General features: G+C 42.0%; 17 protein-coding genes and 1 rRNA gene. 12 read left to right on the top strand and 6 right to left on the bottom strand.

What is annotated here, in order from left to right:
* Positions 1 to 85, top strand: a 5S ribosomal RNA gene (gene rrf / locus R0123_RS07805); the annotation flags it as partial.
* 264 nt (positions 86 to 349) lie between these two features.
* Positions 350 to 1,216, top strand: coding sequence for a DUF1566 domain-containing protein (locus R0123_RS07800; RefSeq protein WP_323843659.1), 867 nt, complete (start codon positions 350 to 352; stop codon positions 1,214 to 1,216).
* Between the two features lie 60 nt (positions 1,217 to 1,276).
* On the opposite strand, the gene erpA is transcribed toward R0123_RS07800, so the two are convergent.
* Positions 1,277 to 1,609 (bottom strand): iron-sulfur cluster insertion protein ErpA, encoded by a 333-nt coding sequence (gene erpA, locus R0123_RS07795; protein WP_323842223.1) that lies wholly within the window; start codon positions 1,607 to 1,609, stop codon positions 1,277 to 1,279.
* A 120-nt stretch (positions 1,610 to 1,729) separates the two neighbouring features.
* Between erpA and R0123_RS07790 the strand changes: the two genes are divergently transcribed.
* From R0123_RS07790 to R0123_RS07765, 6 genes are all read left to right on the top strand, one after another.
* The gene (locus R0123_RS07790) at positions 1,730 to 3,640 is read left to right on the top strand and encodes an ABC-F family ATP-binding cassette domain-containing protein (RefSeq protein ID WP_323843658.1); all 1,911 of its coding nucleotides are present in this window, start codon (positions 1,730 to 1,732) and stop codon (positions 3,638 to 3,640) included.
* A gap of 4 nt (positions 3,641 to 3,644) precedes the next feature.
* The gene (locus R0123_RS07785; protein ID WP_323843657.1) at positions 3,645 to 4,298 is read left to right on the top strand and encodes a DnaJ domain-containing protein; all 654 of its coding nucleotides are present in this window, start codon (positions 3,645 to 3,647) and stop codon (positions 4,296 to 4,298) included.
* Positions 4,279 to 5,250, top strand: coding sequence for a YheT family hydrolase (locus R0123_RS07780; protein ID WP_323843656.1), 972 nt, complete (start codon positions 4,279 to 4,281; stop codon positions 5,248 to 5,250). Before R0123_RS07785 ends, R0123_RS07780 begins: the two co-directional genes overlap by 20 nt.
* Positions 5,250 to 6,368 carry a metallophosphoesterase gene (locus tag R0123_RS07775; RefSeq protein WP_323843660.1) on the top strand — a complete coding sequence of 373 codons (1,119 nt, stop codon included), beginning with the start codon at positions 5,250 to 5,252 and terminating at the stop codon, positions 6,366 to 6,368. Before R0123_RS07780 ends, R0123_RS07775 begins: the two co-directional genes overlap by 1 nt.
* A 119-nt stretch (positions 6,369 to 6,487) precedes the next feature.
* Complete coding sequence (locus R0123_RS07770) at positions 6,488 to 6,787, top strand: oxidative damage protection protein (RefSeq protein WP_323842227.1); 300 nt, start codon at positions 6,488 to 6,490, stop codon at positions 6,785 to 6,787.
* Complete coding sequence (locus R0123_RS07765; RefSeq protein ID WP_323843655.1) at positions 6,784 to 7,257, top strand: acyl-CoA thioesterase; 474 nt, start codon at positions 6,784 to 6,786, stop codon at positions 7,255 to 7,257. Before R0123_RS07770 ends, R0123_RS07765 begins: the two co-directional genes overlap by 4 nt.
* 153 nt (positions 7,258 to 7,410) lie before the next feature.
* On the opposite strand, the gene mpl is transcribed toward R0123_RS07765, so the two are convergent.
* From mpl to gshA, 3 genes are all read right to left on the bottom strand, one after another.
* A complete protein-coding gene (gene mpl / locus R0123_RS07760) occupies positions 7,411 to 8,802 on the bottom strand; it encodes a UDP-N-acetylmuramate:L-alanyl-gamma-D-glutamyl-meso-diaminopimelate ligase (protein WP_323843654.1) in 1,392 nt (463 codons plus the stop codon).
* Positions 8,803 to 8,937: 135 nt separating this feature from the next.
* On the bottom strand, positions 8,938 to 9,438 hold the full coding sequence (locus tag R0123_RS07755) for a disulfide bond formation protein B (RefSeq protein ID WP_323843652.1): 501 nt from the start codon (positions 9,436 to 9,438) through the stop codon (positions 8,938 to 8,940).
* A 119-nt stretch (positions 9,439 to 9,557) separates the two neighbouring features.
* A complete protein-coding gene (gshA, locus tag R0123_RS07750) occupies positions 9,558 to 11,114 on the bottom strand; it encodes a glutamate--cysteine ligase (protein ID WP_323843651.1) in 1,557 nt (518 codons plus the stop codon).
* Positions 11,115 to 11,353: 239 nt separating this feature from the next.
* Here gshA and tyrS point away from each other — a divergent pair, with 239 nt between their 5' ends.
* The 4 genes from tyrS to R0123_RS07730 all read left to right on the top strand — a co-directional run bounded on the left by tyrS (position 11,354) and on the right by R0123_RS07730 (position 13,559).
* Positions 11,354 to 12,562, top strand: a complete 1,209-nt coding sequence (gene tyrS, locus R0123_RS07745; protein WP_323843650.1) for a tyrosine--tRNA ligase — start codon at positions 11,354 to 11,356, stop codon at positions 12,560 to 12,562.
* Between the two features lie 10 nt (positions 12,563 to 12,572).
* On the top strand, positions 12,573 to 12,875 hold the full coding sequence (locus R0123_RS07740; protein WP_323842233.1) for a hypothetical protein: 303 nt from the start codon (positions 12,573 to 12,575) through the stop codon (positions 12,873 to 12,875).
* Positions 12,876 to 12,950: 75 nt separating this feature from the next.
* Positions 12,951 to 13,160, top strand: a complete 210-nt coding sequence (locus R0123_RS07735) for a DUF1653 domain-containing protein (RefSeq protein WP_323842234.1) — start codon at positions 12,951 to 12,953, stop codon at positions 13,158 to 13,160.
* Positions 13,161 to 13,559 carry an FKBP-type peptidyl-prolyl cis-trans isomerase gene (locus tag R0123_RS07730; RefSeq protein WP_323842235.1) on the top strand — a complete coding sequence of 133 codons (399 nt, stop codon included), beginning with the start codon at positions 13,161 to 13,163 and terminating at the stop codon, positions 13,557 to 13,559.
* 1 nt (position 13,560) lies between these two features.
* Here R0123_RS07730 and R0123_RS07725 read toward each other — a convergent pair whose 3' ends face one another.
* Both R0123_RS07725 and R0123_RS07720 read right to left on the bottom strand, forming a co-directional pair.
* Complete coding sequence (locus R0123_RS07725) at positions 13,561 to 13,821, bottom strand: DUF1289 domain-containing protein (protein ID WP_323842236.1); 261 nt, start codon at positions 13,819 to 13,821, stop codon at positions 13,561 to 13,563.
* 169 nt (positions 13,822 to 13,990) lie between these two features.
* Positions 13,991 to 14,878, bottom strand: an 888-nt coding sequence (locus tag R0123_RS07720; protein WP_323843649.1) for a hypothetical protein, incomplete at its 5' end; no start/stop codon positions are given.

Raw genomic sequence — 14,878 nt, 5'->3', positions numbered from 1 at the left:
TGATCCCTTCCCGAACTCAGAAGTGAAACGTCTTAGCGCCGATGGTAGTGTGGTTCGCCCATGTGAGAGTAGGTCATCGTCAGCACCTTATTTAGCCCCCTTCAACGGTTGTTGGAGGGGGTTTTTGCAATAAATCTATTTTACTAATGCATGCCTGATTAAAAAATATGTATGCCACCTAATGTATTGGGTACTTTGGGTATTTCATTGGTAGAGGTTTTTGGTTATGTGAATTTTTTTCCTTATTAAAACTGTGAATTTTTAAATTTATTATAATAAATTTATCCATACTCTTGTCAGAGTATGGATAATATTATTTCAGATAAAGTTTTGCTTGAGGAAAGCGTTTATGTTACAAAAGCGATTATTAGGGGTTTTTCTTGGAGGGCTGGTGTTGTCTAATACCGCGTTTGCAGGTTTTTCTGGACTTCTGGGAAAATTAAATGATTTGGTTAATGAAATTAATTTGTCAAGTATTGCGACAAATCAAGATAGTCAGCCGTCAAATTCAAATACTTTATCAAAAATGACAAGTGTGGATGGTGTTGGCGACGATCAATATTATGATGAACGCACAGGTTTGATGTGGTATGTGTGCCGTGTGGGTAGTGGTGGAATTGAAGAATTTGGAATTGCAGGGCGAACATGTCGGACTTATACACCAGATTTGATTGCTTTGGGTGAGGTGGATACTGAAGAATATATTGTCAATTTTATCAATGCTAAAAATTTTGGCGGCTATCGTGACTGGCGATTACCTACGGTGCATGAAGTAGAGAGCTTGCGGATTGAGCATTGTCAAAAATGGGATGGTGTTGCTAATGGTACGGCTTTGACAGAAAAAGGTCGTGTGCAGACCTATCGCAGAGCTACTCGTTTATCACTTGATGAGAGAGGCGATCAAATACAGGTTGATGATTGTGCTACTACCAGGGTTTTAGAAGATGATAATGGTGGTGCTTTGCGATTTATATCACAAAATCAATCCGTGCCAAGTTGGCAGGTGTACATTTCTGACCCAAGATATGTTAATGATGCATTAATTAGAGTGCATGGTGGTAGTGAGAATAACCAGTATTACGCTATGGAAATTGATGAAGTAGGATCTACAACTACAGGTTCTATTTTTTCCTATGCACTCAAAGGCATGGCAAATCCAAGAGAAAATATGTACTTTTTAATTGTGCGCCAGCATACGGCACCGAAAAGTTTTTAAAATGGATAATGATGGTGCTAAAAAGCCAAGACTTGATAATCTTGGCTTTTTGATTGGTGATCAAATGGAGAAGGATGAGCCACAACCGCAGGTAGTAGTAGCATTAGGATTGTCCACCACAAAGCGAGAGCCTTCTAACCCTTCAATATAATCAATGGTTGAGCCGTGTAAGTATTGATAACTTAGGCTGTCTACGACCAAAGTCGCATCGCCATTTAAAAAAGTGGCATCATCCTCTTCCACTTCTTCAGCAAAGTCAAAACCATAAGAAAAACCTGAGCAGCCACCGCCTGTTACATATACACGCAACATTAGAGCATCGTTATTTTCAGCAGCCTTGAGCTTTGCTAATTTTTTAGCAGCACCATCGGTAAGTGTCATTGTATCGTTCATTGTTGTCCTGTTGATTTATTTGATATTGCCATCATTATACCATAATTGGTGTGTTTTTTAAGTGAGGTGGCACACTGTCTGTTATAATAGAAAAATCTTGTTTTGGAATACAGATTTATCATGATTGAGTTAAAAAATGTAGCAGTGCGTCGAGATGGTCGATTATTGTTTAGTGGAGTTGATTTGCAATTACACAAGCCTCAAAAAATTGGCTTGACAGGGAATAATGGTACAGGCAAATCTACCCTATTTGCAGTTTTGCTTAATGAGCATCAGACAGATGCTGGGCAAATCGATGTGCCAAAGCATTGGCAAATCGCTCATATGGCACAAGAAGTACATGCCACCGACATGCAAGCGATGGACTATGTGTTGTCTGGTGATTCTGAATGGTATGAATTAAATGGTAAATTGCAGAATCAATCGGTATTGTTGGAGAATGAAATTGCACCAATTTATCAACGATTTGAGGAAATTGATGGTTTTCGTATACCAACCAAAGCGGCACAAATTTTGGCGGGGCTTGGTTTTGCTGAAAGTGATCATGAACGAGCGGTGTCATCGTTTTCTGGTGGTTGGAGAATGCGGTTGAATCTTGCTCGCACACTCATGCACCGTGCTGATGTATTGCTACTTGATGAGCCGACCAATCACTTAGACTTAGATGCTATTTTATGGCTTGAAGAGTGGCTTGCCAAGTTTGATGGATTGATTTTGCTCATCAGCCATGATCAAGATTTTTTAGATGCTGTGTGTGGGCATATTTTGCATATTGAGCAGGGTGAAATCACATTGTATTCAGGTAACTATAGTCAGTTTGTGCAAATTCGCAGCCAAAGATTGGCACAGCAGCAGCAGGCCTTTGAAAAACAACAGGCTACTCGTGCACATTTGGAAGATTATATCCGTCGTTTTCGTGCCAAGGCAACCAAAGCCAAGCAAGCACAAAGTCGAATTAAGCAACTGTCACGCATGGCGGAGCTGGCACCTGTAATGGCAGACTCTGCATTTAATTTTAATTTTTATCCACCAAGTCATATGGCAAGTCCGCTTATTATATTGGATAATGCCTCTATTGGTTATGAAAAACCATTGATCAATAAGGTGAATTTGCAAATTACGCCTGATATTCGGCTTGGTGTGTTGGGTGCAAATGGTGCAGGAAAATCCACCTTAATAAAAGCAATTGTTGGTGATTTGCCATTAATTAGTGGTGTGTACAAAGCATCAGAAACGCTACAATTAGGTTATTTTAATCAGCATCAGATGGACTCTCTTGATGATGGTGCGACACCAATCATGTTGCTGAGGCGACTGGCGGGAATGACCTCAGATGCTGATCTGAGAAACTTTTTGGGTGGTTTTGATTTTTGCGGTGATAAGATTGATACGAAATGCCAATTGTTTTCAGGTGGTGAGCGTGCCAGATTGACGCTGGCACTTATTGTATGGCAACGCCCTAATGTGTTGGTTTTAGATGAGCCAACCAATCACTTGGATTTGCAAATGCGAAATGCACTCATGCTTGCTTTGCAAAATTTTGAAGGGGCGCTGATTTTAGTTTCGCATGATCGTAGTTTGATTACCTCGGTATGTGATTCACTTGTATTGGTGGCAAATGGGCGTGTGGAAGAATTTGTGGGAGATATGTCAGACTATGCCGAACACCTTAGACAGGTGCGTCTACAACGACAAGCGAAGGTAAATGATGATATCACCATCAAAAATATGCCAAAAGAGCCAACCAAAGAAGAAAAAAGAAAATTAGCAGCACAGAACCGTGCAAAAACTGCCCCTCTTCGCAAGGAAATCCAGAGGCTAGAAGAGCAACTTGATAAATACAGTGAGCAGCTAACCCAGATTGAAGAAATTTTATCTGACCAAGATTTATACCATGATGCTAATAAAGACAAGTTATTGGCATTGCTTGGTCAGCAAACCCAAGTTCAAAAACAGCTTGCTGATATTGAAGAAAGTCTGCTTGTGGCAATGGATGAGCTGGAAATATTAGAGCAATCCTTGGCTGACTAAAAAAATGACAAGTTCAGACAAGCCCATTGATTATTATCGTGTGCTGGGCGTATCAAAATCGGCAACTTTTCCTGAAATTAAGCGCGCTTATCGCAGACTGGCATTTTTGTATCACCCTGATAGACAAGGGGATTTGGCACAAATTTTACTCATCAACGAAGCCTATGCCACTTTAAAAGACACCAATAGGCGTGCCAAATATGATGTGATACATACGCTATACTTTGGAAGGTCGGAGGTGATTGCCCAAAGGACGCTTATTCATATGCAAAGCGTGAAAATTATTAGTAAAAATCTAGAAAAATTGGACCGTCGTGCGTATCGTTTGGCGGTTTTGGCAAAAACAAAGTTGCAAAAAAACGCTGAATTTTGGTTAAAAAATACACAAGATTTTTTGGATAAATTAAACCATCGCATGATGCAATTGCCAAAAAATACCAACACATCAACACTGATTATTCATGAAAAAACTGCCAATATGGGCGGTGAGATTTACTTTTATCATAAGGGAAAAAAGGTGCGAACTATATTGCCAAAGGGGCTGAGTGATGGCATGAAGATTAGACTTGTTATGAATGATGTGTCTATTTGGTTTTTGATAAAAGTGCAATCTGAATATAAGGAGCAAAGTGAGCCTAATGAAAAATCAATCGTTTAACCCGCCTTTATGGCTAAGAAACCCACATATTCAGACAATTTTGCCTCGTTATTTGGTGAAATTTTCACCCAATTATGAGCGTAGACTCATCAAGGACTCACTTGATGAAAGCAGTGTGGCATTTGATTTTTTGCCAACTGATGATGAGTATGATGCAGATGGGCGATTTGTCAAGCCACTTGTGGTGTTGTTTCATGGCATGGAGGGGTCAAGCCAAAGTCATTATGCACGCACGCTTGCTAAAAATGTGCAAGCAGCGGGTTTTCATTTTGTGGTGGCACATTTTCGCTCTTGCGGAGGTGTGGCAGTATCTGGTAAGGTTTTTTATGATGCTGGCGATATTGCAGAAGTGCATCATTATTTAGAATTTTTAAATAAAAAATATCAGACAATCTATGCGGTGGGTGTGTCATTGGGTGGTAATGTACTTGCCAAATACATGGGAGAATATGGTGCAGATGCCATTTGTCAAAAGGCAGTGGTGGTGTCTGCCCCTGTAGATTTGGCAAGTGCGTCAATTGCGATGGAACGATTACTGGGAAAAAATATCTATACGCCATATCTACTAAACCCAATTGTTAAAAAAGCGTTGGCAAATCAGCTGACTGATGATGAAATTCGAGCATTAAAATCTGTTAAAAAAATGGGTGATTTTGACAGTGTATTTACCGCACCCAGACAAGGATATCGTTCCAAGAATGATTATTACCGTCAAGCATCGTCTTTGCCATATTTAAAGAGTATTTGTAAGCCTACCTTAATAATTACTGCCAAAGACGACCCATTTCTTGGGGTGACGGCAGAAATTGGTGATGTCAGTCAAGATGTATGCTTACTTGATACCAAGCATGGTGGGCATATTGGTTTTGTCGGTTATGACTATAAGGTTCGTGCTTTTGATTTGGACTTTGTGCCCAAGCAGGCCTTGGCATTTTTTGGGGCAAATACTTGATGCGTATGGTCTTTTTGGTGATGCTGGTCGTTTTGTTTGAGCTGTGTTCATATGTTGTTGCTCGTGGTCTTTTTTGGCTTGTTCAGCCTTATCTGTCTATCGGGCGTACCGTGATCATATTGGCGACTATTGTCATAAGCAATCTATTTTTATTGCCATTGTTTTTTGGGCAGTTTCGTTTGGTGGTTGGGTACTTGGCAGTACTTTGGCTTGGTGTATTGGCGATGTTGATTGTCTTTACGATCAGTTTTTTGGCACAAAAATTAATGCCGTTTAGCGGGTGGTCTTTTGATGTTGGTATCAGACTTTTTGGTGTGTTGATATTTGGCGGATTGTTGGGACTGTCGGTTTATAATGCTTATTCCCCTACGGTACGCCATTTGTCCATACAAATTGATAAGCCGATGGCAAATCCTGTTCGTCTGGCGATGGTGTCCGATTTGCGTTTGGGCAGTCTGTTTGGTGCAAGGCAACTGCATCAGTTGGCAGATATTTTGCGTACTGAAAAAGTTGATACTTTGCTGATACCAGGCGATATTATGGATGACAACACCAAAGCTTATGAGATGCAAAATATGAAATCAGCCTTTGGTGATGTGGTGCGTGCTACCAAGAATGGTGTGTTTGCAAGTCTTGGCAATCATGACTTGTACGATATTAAGTCTCGCCAAGCGATTGTCAATGCGGTGCGTGCCACCAAGACGGTGTTGCTTGATGATAAAGTTGGAGTATTTGAAGTGGGTGGTGTGCCACTGTCAATCATTGGGCGTTATGACGACCATGTCATAGATAGAAAAACAACCACCGAGCTTATGGCACAACTGCCCAAGGAGGCTTTAAAAAATCCTGTGATTTTACTTGATCACCGCCCAAGTCAAATTGATGATAATGTTGCATTACCGATTGATTTGCAAGTTTCAGGACATACGCATCATGGGCAGGTTTTTCCTGCCAATCTTATTGTTAAAATACTGTACCGTGTGGCGTATGGGCATGAAAAAATTGACAGCACACACATCATTGTCTCGTCAGGTTATGGATTTTGGGGAGTGCCATTTCGTCTGGGGTCTCAATCGGAAATTTGGGTGATTGAAATGCATGGCAAACATCAAAAATAGCCAAGTTTTATGTTATTTTTATATTTAAGCCATGTATCTTAAACGATGTATGGCTTATGAACAATGTCGTGCCATGTGTTATAATAAAAATACTAACTTATGAACCAATAGGTAAAATGATGACTGAAGTTTTTAACCCTAAGGCCAATCTGGTGTTTTGTCGTAAATACAAGCAAGAGCTACCCAAAATGCCAAATCCGCCTTTCCCCAATGCCAAAGGTGAAGAGATTCAAAACACTGTTTCAAAAAAGGCGTGGGAGGCATGGATTGAATTACAAACCATGCTCATTAATGAAAAGCATCTTAGTATGGTTGATAAAAACGCCAAAAAATTCATTGCCGAGCAAAGAGAGCTATTTTTTGATAATGGCGACTACGAACGCCCTGCAGGTTATAAGCCAAAGGTGGGCGGTCAATGATTGAAGTTGCAGGAATTTTTAAGCCGATATTGATGGGCGATGACCGACCATCAGTGCTAAAAGATTACCCAAGTGTGCATGTGCAACCTGTGGCGTGGGGAGACATGGATGTATTTAACCATCTAAATAATGTTGTGTTCTATCGTTATGCTGAGTCAGCACGCATCAGCTATCTGCGTGCCTCAGGCATGGTGGAAACTCGTACTGACATCTCAACCATCTTGGCAGCCAATAATTGTCAGTACAAACGCCCCGTAACTTATCCAGACACACTGCTGATCGGTGTGCGTGTTAAGAAGCTGGGCAATACAAGCGTGGTTTTTGAGCATATATTTTACAGTGTAGAGCAAGATACCATCGTTGCCATCGGTGAGGCGGTGATGGTGCGTGTTGATGGGGCAGGTGTTAAACAAATTTGGGGAGCAGATGAGCGAGAGGCTTTTTCTGCCTTTGAGGGTCGCCAATTATAAACTTTGGTTGATGATGGGTATTTTTTTACTTTAAGTATTTAAGCAAGAAGAAATTAATACCCAGTGAAAAAATTAAAACGCACCCAAAGCCTAAACAGCATCTAAGGCATATTGTATAAATGGTCTGTTAAACTTGACTGGGTGCGTTTTGGGTTATTTAGGCTTTTTTGATTGTAGTGCCATCAGTAATCTGGTGTGAATGTTTTCAAATCCACCATTTGACATGATGATGATCACATCGTTTGTATGAGCATTGCTAACCAAATGGTTGATGATATCATCTGTGCTGGTTAGTACCAACTGATTTGATGAATTACCGATGGTATCAGCTAGCCCCCAAGCAAGGTCTGCTGGCTCATACCATAGCACATGGTCGGCTAGGGCGGCAGATGGTGCAAGTAGGTCTCGGTGTTTGCCAAGTTTCATGGTATTGCTTCGTGGTTCGATGACTGCCCAAATCTTACGCCCATGCAATTTTTTCTTGGCACCATCTAGTGTGGTGGCGATGGCAGTGGGGTGGTGGGCGAAGTCGTCATAGATTTGCATGCCATTGATATCACCAATGAGCTCCATTCGGCGTTTAATGCCACCAAAGTTTGATAGAGCTTTGCACGCCATGGCTACATTCACACCGATATGATGAGCAGCACTGATTGCAACTAGGGCGTTATGAACATTGTGCAGACCACTCATGCCCCAGTTCACCACTCCTGTGGCATCACCAATAGTAATGCCAAAAGATGAACCATCTTCTTGATGTAAGATTGCATGGTTGTTCTCATCTTTGCTTAAAGATGTGCGTACCACTGGCGTCCATATGCCCATATTTAGTAATTCTTCTAGGCTTTGGGTATTTGCTGGCATGATGATTTGTCCCGAACTGGGAATCATGCGAATCATGTGGTGAAATTGGGTTTGAATGGCTTTTAAATCTGGAAAAATATCGGCATGATCATATTCTAAATTATTTAAAATGGCGGTCGTTGGACGGTAGTGAACGAATTTTGAACGCTTGTCAAAAAATGCACTGTCATATTCGTCTGCTTCGATGACAAAATAGTCCTTGCCCAGATATGAGCTGTGGGCAAAAGCGGACCGCAATCTTTCATCGTCTGTGCCAATTTGGGGTACGCCACCGATGAGAAAACCTGTATCAATGCCAGCATATTGTAAAATCCAAGCCAGCATGGTTGTGGTTGTGGTCTTGCCATGCGTGCCTGCAACAGCCAGTACATGGCGATATTGCAGGACTTGCTCAGCCAAAAATTGTGGTCCTGATGTGTAGGGCAATCGTGCATCGAGCATGTATTCAACCGCTTCCATGCCTCGCTTACAGGCGTTGCCTACAACGACAAGGTCTGGAGCAGGTTGTAAGTGCTTTGCTTTGTAACCTTCTAAAATCTCAATGCCAGCATGTTGTAATTGAGTGCTCATTGGTGGATAGATGGCGGTGTCTGAGCCTGTTACTGTATGCCCTAATTCGCGTGCAAGTAGGGCGAGCGACCCCATAAAAGTCCCACAAATGCCTAAAATGTGAATGTGCATGATGATGTCTTAGTGAATTGGATTTGATAAGTTGGGTAAATTATAGCAAAATTTGACCACAAAAGTTTTGTTATTTGTCATGGTAATAAAAAGCAAAAAGGTGCTGGCTTTTTAGGGCGTTTATTATCGGCCAACTCAGTTGTGATTTTTGATGATTTTAAAAAGCTGGATAACAAGTAGTAGTATAACCATCACAAATAAAATCAGTGTCTGCATGGGAATTGATAGACCTAAAAAAGTCCAATCAATGACGGCACATTCACCAGAGCCTTTTAAAGCCTGCTCAAAGACCTGCATGATGGGCAGAGTCTCCACCCAGTAGTTTAACCCTGGTCCACAGGCGGGGGCTTGATCGGGTGGTAGGTATTGTAACCATACATGGCGTGCGGCCACCCCAGTTCCCCACAGTGTGCCAAGCAGTGAACCTAGCCATAGTGTTAGGCGGATTGCTTTATTTTTTGGGTTAAAAATCAGCCCAAGTAATGCAAACGCCCCCATGACCCAAAGACCAATTCGCTGAAAAATACACAGTGGGCAAGGGTCAAGCCCCAAAGTGTTTTGTAGATAGCCAATGGCAAAGACGCTACCGATGACGCAGATGGCGACAAGTAGGGTGTTGATTTGGCGATAAGTCATGGCATTCTCTTTTTTTTTTTGGATTTTTGGTTTGCTGAGAGTGTGTCAAAGTGAGGGTGGTTTGGTACACTCACCATAGACAGCCTTGTTTTTTTAATAAGAACAAGGCTTGGTTTGTATCAACGATACGCCTGTATATAATCATAAAATGACTGAGTGTCCGCTTGTTCAATTTCAGCTTGCTTGATGATGGACTCGCTGGCAACTTTGGCAAAGTAGGCTTCATGTTCGCAGCTGAGGGCGTGACTAAGTAGGTCCTCTTGATGTTTTTTGGCAAGTAGTTTGCCTAATTTCCAAGTGCTGCCCAAACGGCGACTGTCTGTCTCAATTTGAGCAGAAAGTGTAAACTCTGGATTGGTTGCCTTGCCTTGCATCATGGCAAGAGACTCTCGGTAGGCATTGCCACCATGATGATGGTCAAATGCATCAGCGATGATTTGCATATTGGTTAAATGTTTGACAATCCAATCATGCAGATACATATCGCCTGTTTCAGTTTTAATGACAACGCCTGTGCTTCTGCCGTGATTAACCACCGTGTCAATGTTGGCTTGTAGGCGTTTTTCTTCGTCTTGATAAAGAGCGGGCGAGTCAAGTAATAGGCAATAAATTGCCAAGACTTCCAAAAAGCACGCCGTTTGCATACGAATGCCGATATCGCTATATGGATCTAAGTCAATGGCACGAAACTCAACATAAGCAATGCCACGCTCTGCTAGAGCCTGTGTTGGTGTTTCACCAGACTTGGTAACCTGTTTTGGACGAATTGGGCTGTAAAATTCATTTTCGATTTGTAGAATGTGGTCGTTGATTTGAATCGGCTTGCCGTTTTCGTCATCTACACCAATATCGCTAAATGATTTAAGTGGTGTGCCAATTGCCTTGCGTAAGTTTTTGATATATTCATTCAAATCATTATATTGAATGTTTAAATCTTCTTGCACGCTATTGGTGTAACCAAGTTTGCTCATGCGTAGGCTGGTGCCGTTAGGCTGATATAGTGTGCAGCTGCTGTTTGATAGTGGGAGTAAGTTGTGATTGCGACCCTTAACAAATGATGCACACACCGCAGGGCTTGCTCCTAAAAGGTATAGTACCAGTGGTGTTAGGCGTTTAAAATTGCGAATAAGAGCAAGGTATTTGTTGTTTTTGAAAGTAATGAAATCATCGCCTGCATCGTTTTTCTCAAACCATTTGCCAAACAAATCATCGCCCACTGACAGATTGTAATGTAATCCAGCAATTGTTTGCATTTTACGACCATAACGCACCCCAAGCCCTGAACGATATAGAGTTTTTAACTTGCCAATGTTGCTTGTACCATAGTCTGCCAGAGGAATGTCCTCATCATCATCTGATGTCATGCATGGCATGGATAAAGGCCACATCAGTTCATCGCCTAAAGAGCGATGTACCAATACATGAAGCTCTCGAAGCATGTCCAGTGCACCTTTGATGGATGAAAAAGGCTCTGTGATAAGTTCAAGCAGATTCTCAGAATAATCGGTTGTGATGTAGGGGTGGGTGAGTTTTGATCCAAGCATGGTGGGGTGTGGGGTTTTGGCGGCATAACCATCTGTTCGCATACGCAGCCCCTCTTTTTCAATACCTCGTTGTATGCCTGCCACCAAATCTGGTGTGAACCAATCTGGTAAATTAAAGGTGGTAATCGTCATAAGGTGTCCTAAATTGATGCTTAAATTTGCCTGATTATAGGCTGTATTCTTAGATCTGGATTTGCTAATTTTGCGTAAGGAGGTGGTAAAACCCTCCCCTAAATACAAAAACTTAGCGATCATGTACTCATTATAGACCCAAGCGTCTATAATGGCAAAGAAAATCCATCTTTTGGCATTTTTTCATGATTAAAATTTTGGTATACTAGGGTATTTATTAAATTTTTATAGGTATTAGTATGTCAAATTTGTTATCCGCCCAAGACCAACTTCCCCAAATCCTGCGTGGTGTCTCCCAAATTTTCTCCCAAGACGATTTGGTCAAGAAACTTGCCCAAAACCGCTCTTTGCGTATCAAGCTGGGTATGGACCCCACCGCTTCTGACCTACATTTGGGGCATACGGTGGTGCTTAACAAACTGCGTCATTTTCAAGATTTAGGGCACGAGGTGCTGTTTTTGATTGGCGACTACACCGCTCGTATTGGCGACCCCACAGGCAAAAATGCCACCCGTCCGCCTTTGTCCGAAGAAGATGTGCAAAAAAACGCCCAAACCTACGCCAAGCAGGTCTTTAAAATCCTAGACCCTGCCAAAACTCAAATTGTGTTTAATTCTGAGTGGTTTAACAAGATGAGTGCAGGCGATATGATTGGCCTTGCAAGTCAGCTTACGGTCTCTCGTATGTTAGAGCGAGACGACTTTTCCAAACGCTACAAAAGTGAAACACCGATTGCCATTCACGAGTTTTTGTATCCTTTGGTGCAAGGCTACGACAGCGTGGCAATGCGTGCCGATGTAGAGCTGGGTGGGACTGACCAGACCTTTAACCTGCTAATGGGACGAACACTGCAAGCACGCTACAACCAAGAGCCACAGGTGTGTATCACAATGCCAATCCTAGAAGGGCTTGACGGTGTACAAAAGATGAGCAAATCGCTTGGCAACTACATTGGCATTGACGAACCTGCTGGGGCGATGTATCAAAAGATTTTGTCTATGCCTGATACGCTGATTGCTCGCTATTTTGAGCTACTTAGCTTTAAGCCAATCAGCGAAGTGGATAGCTTATTAGATGAAATGCAAAAGGGACGAAATCCCCAAGAACTCAAACGCATTTTAGCCCTTGAACTCATTGAACGCTTTCACGACAAAGAGTCTGCCCAAAACGCCCACAAATCGGCAGGTAATCGCTTGGCGGACGGTGAGCTACCCATTGATTTGCCAGAAGTGAGCATAAGCCTTGACGGTATGGATAAGATTTTTATCGCCCAAGTGCTAAATCAAGCAAACCTTGTCAAAAACTCTGCGGCAGCCAAAGACGCGCTAAAAAACGGCTCGGTTAAAGTGGACGGTCAAGTGGTTGGGGCGGATTTTGCTTTGACAAAGGGGCAAACGGTGGTGGTACAGTCGGGCAAAAAGGCGTTTGCTAGGCTGAGTGTGGTTTAAAAGATAAGCAATGAAACTTACCCAAATCAAGCCTATTTATGCGTTGTTGATTGGTAATTTTTTGGGGCTTTTGGTGCTTGTTATCAGCGACAACGTTTTTGTATTAAGCCAAAACCAAAGTTTTGATTTTGTCGAGTGGGTGCTGTGGGCGGTATTTGTGATTGCGGTATTGCCCACTTCTTACTGGGCTTTTAATTTTAAAAATAAACTCATTAAAGGGCTTATGGCGGTACTGTGGACGCTGTTTTGGGCGGTGCTTTGTAGTATTATAGTGCTGTTTTATCACACTTATATATTAAAAGCACCTTTGTGATAAAAAGACTGTTAAAAATAACTAAGTTTTTGAAGTCATCAAAATGCCCATTTTTACAACAAAGCAAGAATAACAATGCAACTAAAAACAGGCACTTACCGCCATTACAAAGGCAATCTTTATGAAGTTTTGCACACCGCTCGTCATTCTGAAACAAATGAATGGCTTGTTGTTTATCGTGCATTGTACGGCGATTATGGATTGTGGGTACGACCTTTGGTAATGTTTTGTGAAAATGTAGAAGTGGACGGTAAAACCGTGCCACGCTTTAGATGGGAGAGGTAATTGAAAGAGTTTGGTGTAACCGATTTGGTCGTTGGCACGGGCAAACCTGCCTGTCGTGGGGCATTGATTGTTGCTCATTATACAGGCACGCTTGATGATGGTACAATTTTTGACAGTTCGGTTTTAAAGGGCGTGCCTTTTGAATGCGTGATTGGTACAGGGCGTGTGATTAAAGGCTGGGATTTGGGCGTTTTGGGTAGTGATGCTGGGGCAAGACTGTTAGGCAAATGGGGCATAAGTTGTGATTTACCGCAATTTGAGCCAATGAAAGTCGGTGGTAAGCGCCAGCTGATTGTCCCTGCGTATTTGGCCTATGGTGAGCGGGCATTAGGTAAAATCACACCCAATAGCGATTTGACTTTTGAGATTGAGCTTTTGGAAGTCAGAACACGAGACTAGATCATTCATCTGATAAATCAAGCTGAACCAGTCCAGTAAACCAATTTGGCTCACTTTGTCGTTTTTGATGGCGTGCGTCTTGTAGTCGCCGCATTCTCTTATTGATGAGTGTAAGAATTTTGTATTTTTCATCTTCGTTTAGGGTGTGCCAGCTCTGCCGTTCTTTGCGATTTCGTAGACAGCCGATACAATAGCCTTTTTTATTTAGCGTACAGATACCGACACAAGGGCTGTCAATGGTGAATAATTCAAATTGCGACATGATGAATGGCGTGAATACAAAAAGCTACTATAACGATTTTTTGCCATTTTATCAATATCTTATCTTTATCATTAAGCAATTTTAAAAACTTAAACAAAGCTAAAACAAACAAAAACCGCTACGAAAGCGGTTTTTGTTTGTTAGTGTAATTTTGTTAATGTAAAAATGATTACCAGTGGTAACTCATGCTGATATCAGCCTGGCTCTGTTTGTCAAATTCATCACCATGTTTTTGTTTGACATCAAAGCCTGCGGTAAAGCGATCATAAGAGACATTCACACCGCCACCGATATGATGACTATTGCCAATTGACTGTCCAAAATGTTGATTGTTTACCATGACGCCCGCCTTGCTACTGACAAAACGACTGCCCACATAAATGCTTGGAGTAATCTTAAACGCTCCTGACCGTATGGTTTTTTGCACACGGACATCAGCACCAGCTTGGTTGCTATTGACTTTGTCAAGGACGATATCGGCACCATCTAGCTGATATGCTGTTCCCTGAATCCAATTATGGCGAACATAAATGCTAGGAATTACTTGAATGTCTTGACCAAACTGGTATTTTGCCGCTAGGCCAGCACTGACAATGCGACGACTATTTTTTATGGTTTCTATATCGGCACGAATATTGCCAATGCCTGCATCCACAACAATCGTTGCATTGTCATGATGATATTGAGCAAATCCACTTAATAGCGTACTATCGTGCTTGGCCTGCATATCATCAGTAAGTTTGGCAAGCGATTTGGTGTGAGTCAATGCACCGCCATAGCCAAACACACCCTCTTGATGCCTGATGCCAATTTGGTGGCTGTTAAAATCACGCTCATAAGGGCGGTATGATTCACTTTGATGACGCACGGCATGAGATTTTGAGGCGCTGTACCATATGTCATTTTGCGTTGTGCCATCGATTGGCGTGTGATGACCAACCAACATATTCTCAACCAGCGTAGTGCCCATGTCTAATACTGCGTTGGTATGCAACGATAAGTCTGACAAGGCAGCATTGGTGTAGCGACTGATGTAATCTTTTTGTTTTTTACGCTC

It is taken from the genome of Moraxella sp. Pampa, from assembly GCF_035181385.1.
Classification (GTDB): Bacteria; Pseudomonadota; Gammaproteobacteria; order Pseudomonadales; family Moraxellaceae; genus Moraxella.
This window is presented reverse-complemented; position numbering and strand designations above follow the sequence as displayed.